The organism is Rhodococcus sp. UFZ-B548, assembly GCF_903819475.1.
In the GTDB taxonomy this organism is placed as follows: domain Bacteria; phylum Actinomycetota; class Actinomycetes; order Mycobacteriales; family Mycobacteriaceae; genus Rhodococcus_F; species Rhodococcus_F erythropolis.
Genome location: NZ_CAIJDS010000023.1, coordinates 1 through 14,346, shown reverse-complemented (window position 1 = coordinate 14,346; position 14,346 = coordinate 1). Strand labels below are relative to the sequence as shown.

Below are 14,346 nucleotides of genomic sequence, written 5' to 3'. Positions count from 1 at the left end.
AGAACGCGGTGGCAAGTGCCCACCGCGTTCGTGCTGTGAAAGGAGAACCCAGATGTCGTCCACCACGTTGTCCGCTGTTCCAACCGAGAGAAGTCTCGACTGGGTGCAGCGCCTCATCGGAATCGATACGACGAGTGCCGTGAGCAATCGACCGTTGATCGATCTCATCGCCGCGGAACTACGTCGCCACGGGGTCGAGCCGATACTCGTTTCCGACGACGAGGGTTCCAAGCTGAACCTGTTGGCAACATTCACGCCTCCTGACGGAAGCACTGCCGGTGGAGTGATGTTTTCCGGCCATACAGATGTAGTGCCGGTCGACGATCAAGACTGGAGCAGCCACCCTTTCACTCCCGAAATTCGCGACGGAAGTCTGTACGGACGCGGCACGTGCGACATGAAGTCGTTCATCGGGATCGTTGTCGCGGCGATCCCCGACATCGTTGCTCGGCCGCTGGCGAAGCCGATTCACTTTGCATTCTCCTACGACGAGGAAGTCGGCTGCATCGGTGCGGCCGGGTTGGTCGAGGAGGTTGTTTCCCGGAACCTGCGCCCTGATGTGTGCGTCGTCGGAGAGCCGTCGGAGATGCGGGTCATTCGCGCACACAAGTCGATGAACGTCATACGTGTTGATCTGCATGGTGTTTCGGCGCACTCGTCGCTTACTCCGCGAGGAGTCAACGCGATCGAATACGGCGCGGAGTTGATTCGATTCGTCAGAAGCGCGGCCGACGAGCTCCGTGCGTCCGGCCCGTACGACGACGCATTCGACGTGGCCTGGACGACGTGTTCGGTCAATCTCGTATCCGGCGGGATCGCAGTGAACACTGTCCCCGAGGATTGCTCCATCACTTTCGAATTCAGGAGCATCAGCTCAGCTGGCGCCGCAGATTTGCTCGAACGCTTTGCCGCCGAGGCGAATCGGATCGAAAACCTGATGCAGGAAGAAAACCCGTCAGCCTCCGTGACGATGCACGTGTCGGCCTCGGTTCCTCCCCTGGAGACGGATGCGAATGCTTCGGCGGCCGCACTGGTCGAACAATGGGGTGGTCGGCCCTCGGACGAAAAGGTCGCGTACGCCACCGAGGCCGGGATGTTCGCGAGTATCGGTGTCCCCACTGTTGTGTGTGGGCCGGGAAGCATCACTCAGGCGCATGCACCTGACGAGTACGTGACACTTGACCAATTGGCACAGTGCGAGCAGTTCGTTCGGAACGTCATCGCTCACGCCCGCGCCTGACCCACCCTCACCCCCCTAAGGAAAACCATGTCCACGGCAACTACGCCAACCTCCGGAGCAGTCACCCCGGAACGCCTGGCCGCTGCTCGCAAGGCGGTGATCAGCAGTTCGCTCGGCGCTGCGCTCGAATGGTTCGACGTCATCGTCTACGCATCATTTGCAGTGGTCATCGCCCATAACTTCTTTCCCGGCGGCGACAACACTCTCGGCTTGATACTGACGTTCGCGACGTTCGCGATCTCGTACGTCATCCGGCCGCTTGGCGGGATGGTTCTCGGAAGCTATGCCGACCGTCGCGGGCGCAAGAACGCCTTGACGTTGACGATGATGCTGATGATGATCGGCACGCTCATCATGGCGGTGGCGCCGACGACCTCGATGATCGGGCCGTGGGCCGGCGTCGTCATCCTGGTTTCGCGACTCATTCAAGGATTCTCCGCTGGCGGTGAATTCGGTACTGCTACAACCTTCCTCGTGGAAACTGCACCGCACAAGAAGGCGTTCTACTCTTCCTGGCAGGTTGCCAGCCAGGGTGCTTCGGTTTTCCTGGCATCGTTGTTCGGATACGTGCTCAATACCCATCTCTCGCATGAAGCGCTTTACTCGTGGGGCTGGCGCGTTCCGTTCTTCTTCGGCATCATCGTCGGGCCGGTCGGTCTCTACATCCGCGCCAAGCTCGATGAAACGGACGATTTCAAGACGAGCGTCCCGGAAAAGACCCCGCTGAAGACGACGCTGACCAGGCATCTCGGCCGGGTGCTGACCGGCGCCGCAGTAGTCGGCGTCGCGACGATCTCGATCTACCTCATCTTGTACATGCCGACGTTTGCCGTGAAGAACCTCGGAGTATCCGCCTCTGCCGGCTACCTCGGCGGAATCGTCGCCGGGCTGGTCACCTTGATCACCGTGCCGTTGATCGGTCATCTTGCAGACCGGGTCGGACCTGCGAGAGTTATGACCTGGGCCGCCGTTGCGGCAATCGTCCTGGCCTGGCCGCTCTTCAAACTGATGGTCGATCACCCCTCGACTCTGACGCTCGTCCTGGTTGTTTCGGTCCTGGGCGTCATCATGGCGTTTGCCTTCGGCCCGTTGCCTGCCTTGATGAGTTCGCTGTTCCCGGCGGAGATCCGGGCTACCGGGATGTCTTTGTCGTACAACCTCGGCGTGACCTTGCTCGGCGGAATCGCGCCGTTGGTCTTGACCTGGTTGATCAGTACAACAGGCTCGCTCGACGCTCCGAGCTACTACTACATGACGGTCGCAGTGCTCTCCCTCGGCGGGCTGTGGTCTGCCAGGACGCTTTTCAGTCAGAAGTGACGGCGGGGGAGCGCGTTAGCGATCATGCGACCGCGTCTCCCTCTGCCGGCGCGACAACGGTATCCGACCCGTGCCAGTCGGGGGCTTGGGTTCGCAGTAGAGCTGCCGGGGTCAGCGAAGAGATTCGGCGGCATTCACGCGTCAAGTGGGCCTGATCGCTGAATCCGCAGTGGGCTGCGGATTCAGCGAGGCCCAGTGCGGGTCGACTGCGGGCGAGCGCCATGAAACGCTGGAGGCGCAGGATCGAGCGCAGCGTTGCAGGGCCGTATCCGAAGGCGTCGTTGCATCGACGCTGGAGTTGGCGCGAAGTCAGTGCCGCCGCGTCGGCGAGAGTGCTGACATTCCACGAATGTTCGGACAGTGCGGTGCGGACGTGGTTGATCACCGGATCGTGACGGAAACTCGAACTTGCCCAACTCCGGACAGCGCTTTCGAGGATCGAGACTTGTTCGTGGTCTTCGGAATTTTCCAAGCGGTTCAACAGTATTCGTTCCGTGCGTGCGTCGGTTACAGCGCTGAGGTCAGCGCGAGAATCTCGAAGCTCGGACGCCGAGGTTCGCAACATCGGCGATGCCGATCCAGGGCGGAATCGAACACCCACGGAGCGTGTTCCGGGCGGAAGAGTGAATGACCATGCAGCGGTTTCGGGGCCACAGACGCGTATGCCGACGCCACGTATCCACAGCACGTCCATGCAAGCATCGGGCACGAGCAGGTGTTCACCTTCTGCGCACGCCGTCCAGCCACACACCAGGATGTCCGAGAGATCCGGGGCGACCGATTGTGGTGTGTACCAACCCATGACAAGAGCCTATCGAGCGCCACCGACACGAAGGCGAGTTCATTCGACCGGGCCGAAGCGATATCCGAACCCCCGGATGGTTTTGATGTACTTCGGTTTCGCGGGATTGGATTCGAGTTTGGACCGCAAGCTGAGAATGGTCGCGTCGACCACACGTGTCTTTTCGTGGTCGGAACCCCAGACGTTTCGGATCAGATGATCACGCGAGTACACGCGCCCAGGCTCGGTCGACAGTTCCAGGAGTACCCGCCATTCGGTCCGGCTGAGGACGAGCAGCTTTCCGCCCATCGTCGCCGTCATAGCACGTCGATCGAGGAGCAGGTCACCGTGACGTTGGTGTTTTCCGGCGGCGGGATGCGCGGTTTCACGAAGGATCGCGGTGACCCGAAGATCGAGCGCGTGAGAATCGATCGGGTTCAGTACGAAGTCCGAGACAGCGCCATGTGGTGCTTCGTCGATGTCCTCGTGGGTATCCACCAACATCATGATCGGCATCGAACTGCGCAAGCGGATCTGTCGTGCAATCTCGTAGCCGTCGATGTCCGGCAACAAGAGATCGATCACGGCGATATCGAAACTGTCGGTGTCCAGGTCGTCGAGTAGGCGGCGCCCGGTGCGGACGAGCTGTGTTTGATGACCAAAATGTACTAATTCGGCCCCGAGTGTCTGGGCAAGCTCCGAACGGTCGGTAGCTGCAAGTATCAAGCTCACGTGAAATCCTCCCCCCGAAGGTGTTACTAGTCGTAACAGCTTGCATTCTGGCAGATCATCCACCGCATGGCCACAACAAGGTGGCTGATCAAAAGTTGAGGGAACCTGGGGGCGTTCGTCGCTAGACTTCTTTCATGGGCACTCTGTTCGCGTTGACGCTGCCAGGCTTGCTCGTGCTGCTGGTCCTGTTCGCGTTCGCCGAGACTCTCTGGAACCGGCTCACCGGTGGCCGGGCCCTGCCGTGGACCAGGGGGCGCACGACTCGTCCGGTCTCGGCTGCGGGCTTCGAAGAGGTTGCTGCCCTGTTTCAGGGGTCCAAGCATCATGAATTCGAACAGCGGCAGAGCGCGTTGATGCATCGTGAGGACGGAACCGACGGTGACCCGCCGTGGGTATCCGTCGATCCGGAAGCTAACAAGGTCGTTCTCCGTCGACGGAGTTGACAGTCGCCAACAGTCGACGGAGTTGACAGTCGACGGAGTTGACGATCGTCGGGCTCAGGCCCAGTGGCCGGGGCGGGTCATTGAATCGGGAAGTGTGGTAGCCGAATCGCCAACCGCCGCGTTGATCTGGAACTGAGTGAGAAAGATACTGCGGCGGAGTTTTGCGCCGCGAATGTCGGCGCCGCGCAAGTCTGCACCGATCAGATCGGCTCGATCGAGTTCGCAGTCGCGGAGGTCTGCACCGATCAGGTAACTCCCGCGAAAGTTGGCTCCACGTAGATCGGAACCACGAAATCTGGCGCCGATGAGGTCTGCGCCGCGGTGGTCGAGTTTGCGACCCTTCTTGCCTGAGATCGGCGAGCGCACAAGGTTACTCGTCTGCAAGAGCAGTGTGTTGACTGCCGCTCGGTGTGCTGAGACGTCGACGGCTTGAATCTGCGAAGGCGTGCCGTTGGTCAGGCTTTCCGTCTCTGCGAGTGCAGCGTCGAGTTCCTTTCGTATCGAGTGGGTTTGCTTCAGCGAGCGGGCTTCGGCGAGATACCAGAGCAGTTCGTGCAACTGGCGTACGACAGGGAACGTTTCGAACATGTCTGACGCGGTCTCCGGGGCATCACGCCAACTGATGCCGTCGTAGGTCTGCTGTGAAACCTTCTGTCCCGCACCGAAACAGTCGTAGACGGTGCAACCGGTGAAGCCCTTCTTTCGCAATCCGGTGTGGATGCCGCAACGGAAATCCTGCTGCAGGTTCTTGCAGGGGTCGCCGGCATTCTTGTTGGTCGCGAAGTCGGAGGACTTGGAAAAGGGGAGTGCGACGCAGCACAGGCCGAAGCAACTGCTGCAATCCGCGAGCAGATTGGTCTGGCCGGCAAGCACGCGTACTCCCGATTGTTGGGTTGGACGGAAAGTCTGGCTTCGAGTTCGTGAGTCTGTCAAACGAATTTTCGTGGTTCTGAAGCAGTCGATGCGCTGCTACGCTGCTTTTCGCATGTCGATTCGAAGCCGGGGGGCTTGGGTGGGGAACGAAGTACTGCAAGCGGGCGGCGGTTGGATTCGGGGCAAAAGGCGTTGGAAGGCCGGAACTTTCGGGTCGACTTCGGTGATGGCCTGGTGTGGATATGATGCGCCGCAAACGATTCCACAAGCAGGGCTCGACGGGTACGCCGACGGCGGCGCGGGATCGCTGGATCGATTCCAAGACGGACTGCGTGCATCCCACGACGGCACGCATTAATGCAACACGGTCATCGGACACATTTACGGATCGACCGTGATCGGCGCTGCGGCGCCTCGGACGGACGATCAATGGACGCGAATGATCTGTTCTTCGTGGGAAGCCCCGGAACATGTCGGTGGCCACGTGTACGCCGCCGCCGCCGGCAAATGATCCGGTTCCGATGATCGGGGACGTGTACGGCGGTCTCTCGCACGGAGCGATCCCCGCGAATGATCTTCCGCTGATCGGATTCGGTGCCACCGTCGTCGAGTCAGCACCCGGAACCGGGATCGACGCGGGTCTGTTGGGCGAGCTCCCCAGCCCAGTCGCACACAGCGAGTATTGGGAACGCACCAACCCGGCTCTTGCCGGGATGGGCCACGTGATCGCCGGACTAGGAGCGCCATGACCAACGCAACGCGACGCCGTAAAGCACTCGGCATGAGCAGTATCGCGGTGGCAATCCTGCTGTCGGCGTGTACGACCCTGCTGTCGGCGTGTACGACGACGGAGAACGGGAAAGTGATGGAAGCCAACTTGAATCTAACCCTCATGCAGGCACAGGCCAAGGTGATCGAATACATGACGGACACGATCACGGTACTGCCGCCGGGCGCCTACTTGACGCGGTATTCCGAACTGAACCAGAAGGTCACCCTCGATCCGGGCGGCACCGTCCCGTGCAATGACAGCAATCTGTCGAAGGACACATCCGTGGACTACGGCGTGACGTACTTCCTCACCTCAACTGAAACCGCCGACATCCCAGGTTTCGGTGATCCGATTCGCAATCTGTGGACTGAGCGCGGCTGGAAGTTTCGAACGTACGACTCCGCTGGGGACTCGACGAGCACCGAGACAATCTTGCCGGATGGATATCGAATGGTTCTGGAGGAGTACGCGCGGGGAGCAAGTTTGACCGGGTCGTCGCCGTGTTTCCCCCGACCCGATGCATCGGATCGTCCGAACGCGCCCGTGCAGATCGATCAACCTTGACCGGGCCCGCGTCCTCGTTTCCCGAGTTGACTGTCCTCGCTCGCCAAGTCGACGCCGAGGTCGGGAAGGTTCGCGCTCGCGCAGATGCTGGAGGTGGTGCAGTCAGCGTCGAGGTCGACGCGTACGGCGCGATCATTGACTTGCAACTCACCGAGAGCGGTCTCCGGGCCGGCGCGGCTGCGCTCTCCGCCTCGATCGCAGCGGCCCACCGAACCGCTTCTGCGTCAGCAGCGTCTGCCGCGCAAGAACTACGCGCCCCACTCCTCCGTGACCCTCGCGTCGCCAGGGCAATGAATGCTTTCAATGCAGTGGACGCGTTCGATCAGGCGCCGGCCGCACCTGAACCTCACGTGGTGAAACGAGCCGACCGCGCGTCAGTCGACGACGACCTACCCTTCGACGGCGGTTCGTTCATGCGACGTGCCTGAGCCCGGACAAAAAGAACCCCTGCGAACCGCTTCTCAGCAGTTCACAGGGGTTCCTTTGGCGGAGGATAGGGGATTTGAACCCCTGAGGGCGTTAACCCAACCCGCGTTCCAGGCGAGCGCCATAGGCCACTAGGCGAATCCTCCGTGGAGCAGCATACCCAATTGCGAGCGTGAAGCGTTAAACGGGTACCTGACCTGCGAAGAACCGGTGGATCTCAGGGTTTGCATCTCCGCCCCGGTAGGTGGTGTGCAGCGGCCGACGAAAGCCGTCTACACTGTTCATTGGATCCCGCGCGGCGCGCATCCTGTGAACTCCCCCAGGGCCGGAAGGCAGCAAGGGTCAACGGGCTCTGCCGGGTGCGCGGGGTCCTCTATTTTTTTCACATACCCGACCCCGCCTCGTCGGTGAAAGGCCGCTCCGGATGCCTATCCAAACCCAGATCGGGTTGATGAGCCATGAAGAACTCACCTCCGAGCATGAGAGCCAGAGCGCGAAGTACACGCAGCTCCAGGCGCAGAAGCTCGCACTCGATCTGACCCGCGGTAAGCCTTCCCCGGAACAACTCGACCTTTCCGCAGAGCTGCTGACGCTGCCCGGTGACGGTGACTTCCGTGACGGCAGCGGCACCGACTGCCGTAACTACGGCGGACTCACCGGTCTGCCGGAACTGCGCGCCATCTTCGGTGAGCTGCTGGGTATCCCCGTTGCGAACCTTCTCGCCGGCAACAACGCGAGCCTCGAGATCATGCACGACAACGTCGTGTTCTCACTGCTGCACGGCACTCCGGATTCGGCCCGGCCGTGGGCACAGGAAGAGAAGATCAAGTTTCTCTGCCCCGCACCGGGCTACGACCGCCACTTCGCGATCACCGAGTCCCTCGGCATCGAGATGATTGCGGTGCCGATGAACCACGACGGCCCGGATGTCGTCAAGATCGCCGAACTTGTTGCGTCAGATCCGCAGATCAAGGGCATGTGGGCGGTTCCGGTTTACGCGAACCCCACCGGTGCCGTGTACTCCGAAGAAATTGTCCGGACGCTCGCGTCGATGCCGACGGCCGCACCGGACTTCCGCCTGTACTGGGACAATGCGTATGCCGTGCACCCTCTCGTCGGCGAGACCGCGCCTTCCTACGACATTCTCTCGATGGCAGCGGAGGCCGGACACCCCAACCGTCCGCTCGTGTTCGCGTCGACGTCCAAGATCACTTTCGCCGGCGCTGGTGTGAGCTTCTTCGGTAGCTCGGCGGAAAACCTTGCCTGGTACCAGAAGTTCCTGGGTAAGAAGAGCATCGGACCGGACAAGGTCAATCAGCTTCGCCACCTGCGTTTCTTCGGCAATGCCGACGGCGTTCGTGCGCACATGGAGAAGCATCGCGCGTTCCTCGCGCCCAAGTTCGAGCTCGTACTGCGGATCCTCGAGGATCGTCTCGGTGCTTCGAAGGTCGCGTCCTGGACGGAGCCGAAGGGCGGATACTTCATCAGCCTCGACGTGGTCGACGGCACGGCCAAGCGCGTCATCGAACTGGCGAAGAACGCGGGTATCGCGCTCACCGCTGCCGGATCGGCTTTCCCGTACAGCACGGATCCGGACGACCGGAACATCCGGTTGGCCCCGAGCTTCCCGTCCACGGCTGAACTCGAAGTTGCCATGGACGGCGTGGCGACGTGTGTCCTGCTCGCAGCCACCGAATCGCGTCTCTCCGAGATCTGAGTTCTCTAAGCGGCGTGCCCGGTCGGTACTTTTCGGTCTCGTCTTGTACCGTTCGGAGCATCAATTCCCGACATAGGGTGTAAATCCCGGAGGTTGTAGTGACGGGCGCGATCAACGCTTCGGATGGGCCTTCTTTCGAGGCGCACACCGCGAAATCAGAGTCGGTCATCGAAGCTGACATACCGCGACGCAGTCTCCGTGTCGGTGTTCTCGGATTCTCTGTGCTCGGTGTTCTGGCAGTCGCGTCCGTGCTGATGGTTCTTTTCGCCGTGCCGATGAATACGCGGTACTGGGGGATCTTCGAAAATTTCCTCGATCTCGACGTCTACCGCCACGGCGGCAGCGTTGTGGTTCAGGGCCTTCCGTTGTACGACGGGCCAGTCCTGGAAGGGATGATGTTCACGTACACCCCGTTTGCGGCTTTGCTGTTCACGGTGTGGGCGGTGCTCTCGTTCAAACAGGCGATTGTCGTGTGGACGGGTTTGAACATCGCTGCGTTGTTCGCAGTGATCGTGTTGTGCTGGAAGTACCTCGGTTATCGGCTCGACGTGAAGGCTTACGCCGTCAGTGCGTTGGCCACCACGATCTTTCTGTTCATGGAACCGATACGTACGACGCTCTGGCTCGGGCAGATCAACATCTTCCTGCTGCTCTTGATCGTGTGGGACCTCGGTCGGGACGAGAAGAGTCGGCTCCGAGGAATCGGGGCAGGCATCGCCGCCGGTGTGAAGCTCACTCCGGCCTTCTTCTGGGCGTACCTCTTCATCACTCGTCAATGGCGTGCGTTGGTGACGGCCGTCGTGACGTTCGCGGCGACCGTCGCGATTGGTTTCGTCGTGATCTACAACGATGCGTACAAGTACTGGACCGGCACTCTTGTCGACAGCGAACGCGTCGGACCGACGGATGCTCCGAGCAACCAGTCCGTGTCCGGTCTGATTGCTCAGCTCACTCACACTCCGACGCCGTCGCGGGTCCTGGTCCTCGTCTTCAGTGCGCTGGCGGTATGCCTCGGACTCGGTGCCGCGTGGATTGCTCACCGGCACGGCCAGAAATTGCTCGGCCTCACCATGACGGGGTTGACTGCGACCACTGTCTCGCCGTTCTCGTGGGGTCATCACTGGGTGTGGTTCGTCCCGCTGGTCGTCCTCGCCGCGCACTACGCGATGGTGTCGAAGAAGCGCTGGGCGTGGGTGGCGCCGTTCGTTTTCCTGCTCCCAGTCTTGAACTGGTCTCACACTTGGTGGGACCCGTCGGTCATTCCGGGTACGGATCGCTTTGTCGGAATGGGCCTGTTCATGTTCGTGCCACCCGAGTATCTGCGGATTCCGACCGTCGGCGTCTACCTCTGGGTCTTCACGCTTGCCGCGGTCTCGACGTTGGTTCTGTTCGGCTGGAAGAAGTGGAAGATTCCGGCTCCGGATGCGTCGGCGCCGGTCACAACTGCCGCCTGACGTGGCAGTATCCGACTCATGGCACTTCAACTGAACCTTGTCGGTGACCCCGAAGCTGATGCCCTCCTCGCCGAGGACCCGTTGGCGTTGTTGATCGGAATGCTTCTCGATCAACAGGTTCCGATGGAAACGGCCTTCCTCGGTCCGAAGAAGCTGGCGGATCGGCTCAGCGGTATCGACGTCAGGCGTATCGCCGACATGGACACCGACGAGTTCATCGCCATCTGTGCCGAGCCTCCGGCTGTGCACCGATTCCCCAAGTCGATGGGCGAGCGTATCCAGCTCATGTGCCAGTTCATCGTCGAGAACTACGACGGCGACACCGCGGCGATCTGGACTTCGGGAAATCCCGACGGCAAGGAAGTGCTGAAGCGGCTCAAAGCCCTACCCGGTTACGGGGATCAGAAAGCCCGGATCTTCCTGGCGTTGCTCGGAAAACAGATCGGCGTCGAGCCGAAAGGTTGGCGCCAAGCGGCCGGCGACTACGGGCTCGAGGGCTCGAGGCGCTCGATTGCAGACGTGGTCGACGAACAGTCTTTGCTCGAGGTCCGCGAGTTCAAGAAGGCCGCAAAGGCCGCAGCGAAGGCCGACAAGAAGTAAGCCGCTTTCAGGATTTCCGGGACCCGCTCGCACGCACTACTTTCATCAGGTCGCCTGCGGGGCCCTCGAGCTGACGCGGCGGGCGCCACACTGCACGCAGGGATCGGTCGAGTTCCAAGCCTTCGACGGCTACGACCCGAAGTTCTCCCTGCTTCACCTGGTCGTCGACGGCCAGCGTGCTCAGTACCGCCGGGCCGACGCCACCGAGCACGCTGGTTCGAATCGCGGCCGAACTACCCAGTTCCAACAACGGTGCACCGCGCTCGTATTCGTGTAACGCCAGGTCGAGAGTCGTTCTGGTTCCCGATCCGGGCTCACGCACCAGCAGCGGTGTCGCTGCCAGTTCGGCGACGGTCAGCGGCTTTCGTCGACGCGCCCATGGATGATCCGGGTGAACGACCACGACCAGCGAGTCACGAGCGACGGTGACGCTGGGCAGGCTCTTCGGAACGGTCGGTGACTCGACGAATCCGAGGTCACACATTCCTACTTCGACGGCTTCGAGTACGCGTGTCGAGTTGTAGACCTGAAGGTGGACGGTGACACCAGGATGCAGTGATCGAAAGACGCCGAGCCAGGCCGGGATCAGATGTTCGGCGACGGTCATGCTGGCACACACGGTCAATTCCGCGGATCGTTCGGTCCGCATCCCTTCGGCGACGTCGAGAAGCTGCCTCGAGTTGGCGAGGACGCGGCGCGCCCAGTGGACGATGACGGTCCCCTGCGGAGTCAAAGTCGCACCCGTCGACCTTCGGTGTATGAGTGGCGTCCCGAGCTGCCGCTCGAGGGCTTTGACGGCGCGGCTGGCATTCGGTTGTGCGATGTGAGCCAGACGGCTTGCAGCACTGAGGCTTCCGTGATCGTCGATGCCGACGAGTAGCTCGAGTGTGGTGAGGTCGGGCCACCTTCTGGTCATGCAGACAGGCTATACCCAGCATCTATTCCATATCGATCTGATATGTCGTGATGGTAGAAATCGCCCTACCGGAGCGATGGTGGCTCAAGGACGCTGGATGAGTGAACCGTGATGTGAAGTCCGTGGCCGAGAAACCCGCAGTCGCCCCTTCGTCAGAAGTACGACGGTGGTCGAGTGTGGCTGCATTGGTGCCCGGAGTTGCGTTGTGCGCCTTGGGTGCCACGGTCGCGCTGATAGCCGGTCGGTTCACCTCCGCCGTGAGTCCGTTGCTGATTGCGATCGTGGCGGGTGCGGTGTTGGCGAATACCGTCTCTTTGCCGGCGAAATTCCAACCTGGCCTGGCATTCTCGGCGAAACGGCTACTTCGGGTGGGTATCGCTCTGCTCGGGCTGCAATTGATGTTCTCCGACATCGTCGGTTTGGGTTGGGGAGTGATCGCCGTTGTGGTGGCGATAGTGTTCCTCGGTATCGCCGGGACCATGTATGCCGGAAAGCTTCTGGGATTGAGTTGGTCGCAGAGGATTCTGATTGCCTGCGGCTTCTCGATCTGTGGCGCAGCCGCTGTGGCTGCTGCGGACGGTGTGGTGAATGCGCGAGAGGAAGAGTTGCTGACCGCTGTAGCGCTGGTGGTGATCTTCGGAACTCTGATGATTCCGACGATCCCCTTGCTGGCCGATGCTTTCGGTATGAACGAGATCGAGGCGGGCATGTGGGCCGGTGGGTCGATCCACGAAGTGGCACAAGTAGTGGCTGCCGGCAGCGCTCTCGGCGCCACCGCGTTGGGTGTCGCGACCGTGGTCAAACTTGCGCGCGTATTGATGTTGGCGCCGGTCATGGCGTTTCTGAGCATTCGGCAACGCACGATGGTCGACAACACCGCCACCAAGCGGCCCCCGCTGATTCCGTTGTTCGTCGTGGCATTCATCGGCTGCATGGGTTTGCGCTCCACCGGAATGTTGCCAAATGAGCTTCTCGGATTGGCGAAGACCGTGCAGACGGCGCTGTTGGCTGCTGCGATGTTCGCTCTCGGGCTGGGGGTGCGGCTGAGCGTCATTCGTGGAGTGGGCGCACGACCATTCGTTCTGGCCGCGATTTCCACCGTGTGGGTGGCGACGATCGCCTACGTCGGAGTCGTGCTGGTCAGCTGATCGAGCGTTGAGTCCGCCATGCGCTCGGGCTCGTCGAGAACTGAGTGCGAAACCAGCGCGAGAAACTACCCTGCGTCGAAAACCCCAGGTGGACCGCCACTTCGGTCAATGAATAGCGAGGGTTGGCGACAAATCGTTCCGCGAGGGTGCTTCGGACCGAATTGAGAACGGCCGTGAACGTATCTCCGGATTCGGCGAGATGACGGTGCAGTGTCCGCCGGTCGAACCCGAGGCTTCGTGCCACCTGCTCGACAGAGCAGCGGCCGGTCGGAAGCAGAACTTCGATCAATTCCTTGGTGCGGCTGAGGGTGTCGGAGGTTTCCGATGCGGGAAGTGAGTCGAGGAACTGGCGAGCGTACGGCCGGAGCAACTCGTCGGACAGTTGGTTTGCCGCATCCAGGTCGGCGGCGAAGAAAACGATTCCGGTGAATTCGTGATCGAATTCCACGGTGTCGCCGAGGATTCGTCGATGCGTGCTCGTATCTTTCGGGGCATTGTGCGTGAATCCCACGCTGACCGGATGCCATCGAGAACCCAGGAAACTTCGCAGGATCTGCAGCGTCGCGCCGACTGCGAGTTCGACGCTCTGCCTGGTGTCGACCGGTTCGCCGACCTCGAGCGAGATTCGCAGGGTGGCGAGTCCGTTGACCTCGTTCAGTCGAATGCGTAATGACTCGTTGTACGTGTGCTCGTATCGCATCAATACGTCGAGCGCGCTCCTGACGTCTGGTTCTTCCCTGATGACCAAGCTGAGGGGACCGAGATTGGACAGTCGACGCAGGCCGGCGAGTAGAAGCCCGAAGTCTTCGTGTCCGGACTCCGCTGCCGATCGCTCCAGGAGCGATGCGATGGAGGCGGCCGGTACCCATTGGTCGGGGTTCGCCAGGCTTGCCGGGCTCAGGCCGACACTTCTCATGAGGGCCACAGCGTCCACGTCCACTGTTCGGCACAGGTCGACGTATCGGTTCAGTGACGCGTAGCGGGCGAGTGGCTTCATAGGGCCCCCTTTACTCGATGTCCCGAAATGTTGTGTTGTGTGTCTCGTCAAGTTAAGCATGTGAGCCGGATCTCACATAGTTTTGTTCACATCAGTTCGGCACGACCGCGAAGTCGAGCACCGACTTCTGGAAGTTGTTGCGTACGAATACAGCTCGACCGTAATCGAGTCGAGCCCGCCCACAGAATTGGAGAGCATTGATGGCAAACGCCATTCGGTTCCACGAGATCGGCACACCGTCCGTCATGCGTTGGGAAGAGATCGAGGTAGGACGACCGGGTACCGGAGAGGTTCGGGTTCGTCATGAAGCGGTGTTATCTCTAGCGCCGCATCAGGATGAAGGCACGGTAGGCACGGCGTGTCGGT

General features: G+C 61.1%; 16 protein-coding genes, 1 tRNA gene and 1 other RNA gene. 12 read left to right on the top strand and 6 right to left on the bottom strand.

Going from position 1 to position 14,346, the window contains the following annotated elements; translation table 11 throughout:
* Window positions 1-52 precede the first annotated feature (52 nt).
* Both argE and H7C86_RS19825 read left to right on the top strand, forming a co-directional pair.
* Complete coding sequence (gene argE / locus H7C86_RS19830; RefSeq protein ID WP_020905882.1) at window positions 53-1,240, top strand: acetylornithine deacetylase; 1,188 nt, start codon at window positions 53-55, stop codon at window positions 1,238-1,240.
* Window positions 1,241-1,267: 27 nt separating this feature from the next.
* Window positions 1,268-2,557 (top strand): MFS transporter, encoded by a 1,290-nt coding sequence (locus H7C86_RS19825; RefSeq protein ID WP_182262106.1) that lies wholly within the window; start codon window positions 1,268-1,270, stop codon window positions 2,555-2,557.
* Window positions 2,558-2,579: 22 nt separating this feature from the next.
* Here H7C86_RS19825 and H7C86_RS19820 read toward each other — a convergent pair whose 3' ends face one another.
* Together H7C86_RS19820 and H7C86_RS19815 are read right to left on the bottom strand one after the other, a co-directional pair.
* The gene (locus tag H7C86_RS19820; RefSeq protein ID WP_182262105.1) at window positions 2,580-3,359 is read right to left on the bottom strand and encodes a helix-turn-helix domain-containing protein; all 780 of its coding nucleotides are present in this window, start codon (window positions 3,357-3,359) and stop codon (window positions 2,580-2,582) included.
* A 39-nt stretch (window positions 3,360-3,398) separates the two neighbouring features.
* Window positions 3,399-4,070, bottom strand: coding sequence for a response regulator transcription factor (locus H7C86_RS19815; RefSeq protein WP_019746521.1), 672 nt, complete (start codon window positions 4,068-4,070; stop codon window positions 3,399-3,401).
* A 134-nt stretch (window positions 4,071-4,204) separates the two neighbouring features.
* Here H7C86_RS19815 and H7C86_RS19810 point away from each other — a divergent pair, with 134 nt between their 5' ends.
* The gene (locus tag H7C86_RS19810) at window positions 4,205-4,513 is read left to right on the top strand and encodes a DUF6191 domain-containing protein (RefSeq protein ID WP_007731580.1); all 309 of its coding nucleotides are present in this window, start codon (window positions 4,205-4,207) and stop codon (window positions 4,511-4,513) included.
* A gap of 54 nt (window positions 4,514-4,567) precedes the next feature.
* On the opposite strand, the gene H7C86_RS19805 is transcribed toward H7C86_RS19810, so the two are convergent.
* Window positions 4,568-5,386, bottom strand: a complete 819-nt coding sequence (locus H7C86_RS19805) for a pentapeptide repeat-containing protein (RefSeq protein ID WP_182262104.1) — start codon at window positions 5,384-5,386, stop codon at window positions 4,568-4,570.
* Between the two features lie 139 nt (window positions 5,387-5,525).
* Between H7C86_RS19805 and H7C86_RS37290 the strand changes: the two genes are divergently transcribed.
* The 4 genes from H7C86_RS37290 (at window position 5,526) to H7C86_RS19785 (ending at window position 7,150) form a co-directional block, all read left to right on the top strand.
* On the top strand, window positions 5,526-5,744 hold the full coding sequence (locus tag H7C86_RS37290; RefSeq protein WP_197941371.1) for an alpha/beta hydrolase: 219 nt from the start codon (window positions 5,526-5,528) through the stop codon (window positions 5,742-5,744).
* A gap of 112 nt (window positions 5,745-5,856) precedes the next feature.
* Entirely contained in the window at window positions 5,857-6,135 is a 279-nt protein-coding gene (locus H7C86_RS19795; RefSeq protein ID WP_182262133.1) for a hypothetical protein, read from the top strand.
* On the top strand, window positions 6,132-6,722 hold the full coding sequence (locus H7C86_RS19790; RefSeq protein WP_020905887.1) for a hypothetical protein: 591 nt from the start codon (window positions 6,132-6,134) through the stop codon (window positions 6,720-6,722). Before H7C86_RS19795 ends, H7C86_RS19790 begins: the two co-directional genes overlap by 4 nt.
* Window positions 6,719-7,150, top strand: coding sequence for a YbaB/EbfC family nucleoid-associated protein (locus tag H7C86_RS19785; protein ID WP_182262103.1), 432 nt, complete (start codon window positions 6,719-6,721; stop codon window positions 7,148-7,150). The genes H7C86_RS19790 and H7C86_RS19785 overlap by 4 nt, the downstream gene beginning before the upstream one ends.
* Window positions 7,151-7,206: 56 nt before the next feature.
* On the opposite strand, the gene H7C86_RS19780 is transcribed toward H7C86_RS19785, so the two are convergent.
* Window positions 7,207-7,294 (bottom strand) — tRNA-Ser (locus H7C86_RS19780).
* Window positions 7,295-7,430: 136 nt separating this feature from the next.
* Here H7C86_RS19780 and ffs point away from each other — a divergent pair.
* The 4 genes from ffs to H7C86_RS19760 all read left to right on the top strand — a co-directional run bounded on the left by ffs (window position 7,431) and on the right by H7C86_RS19760 (window position 10,919).
* Window positions 7,431-7,530, top strand: an RNA gene (gene ffs, locus H7C86_RS19775) — signal recognition particle sRNA small type.
* A 42-nt stretch (window positions 7,531-7,572) separates the two neighbouring features.
* On the top strand, window positions 7,573-8,865 hold the full coding sequence (locus tag H7C86_RS19770; protein ID WP_019746524.1) for an aminotransferase class I/II-fold pyridoxal phosphate-dependent enzyme: 1,293 nt from the start codon (window positions 7,573-7,575) through the stop codon (window positions 8,863-8,865).
* A gap of 98 nt (window positions 8,866-8,963) precedes the next feature.
* Window positions 8,964-10,319: a glycosyltransferase 87 family protein gene (locus tag H7C86_RS19765; RefSeq protein ID WP_020968199.1), complete on the top strand. Its 1,356-nt coding sequence runs from the start codon at window positions 8,964-8,966 to the stop codon at window positions 10,317-10,319.
* Between the two features lie 18 nt (window positions 10,320-10,337).
* Window positions 10,338-10,919, top strand: coding sequence for an HhH-GPD-type base excision DNA repair protein (locus tag H7C86_RS19760; RefSeq protein ID WP_019746526.1), 582 nt, complete (start codon window positions 10,338-10,340; stop codon window positions 10,917-10,919).
* Window positions 10,920-10,926: 7 nt separating this feature from the next.
* Here the strand turns inward: H7C86_RS19760 and H7C86_RS19755 are convergent, their stop codons facing one another.
* Complete coding sequence (locus H7C86_RS19755) at window positions 10,927-11,835, bottom strand: LysR family transcriptional regulator (RefSeq protein ID WP_182262102.1); 909 nt, start codon at window positions 11,833-11,835, stop codon at window positions 10,927-10,929.
* Window positions 11,836-11,936: 101 nt separating this feature from the next.
* Here H7C86_RS19755 and H7C86_RS19750 point away from each other — a divergent pair, with 101 nt between their 5' ends.
* Window positions 11,937-12,983, top strand: coding sequence for a YeiH family protein (locus H7C86_RS19750; RefSeq protein ID WP_021342610.1), 1,047 nt, complete (start codon window positions 11,937-11,939; stop codon window positions 12,981-12,983).
* Here H7C86_RS19750 and H7C86_RS19745 read toward each other — a convergent pair.
* A complete protein-coding gene (locus H7C86_RS19745) occupies window positions 12,976-13,980 on the bottom strand; it encodes an AraC family transcriptional regulator (protein WP_021342611.1) in 1,005 nt (334 codons plus the stop codon). The two genes, H7C86_RS19750 and H7C86_RS19745, sit on opposite strands and share 8 nt — an antisense overlap.
* Window positions 13,981-14,346: the final 366 nt, after the last annotated feature.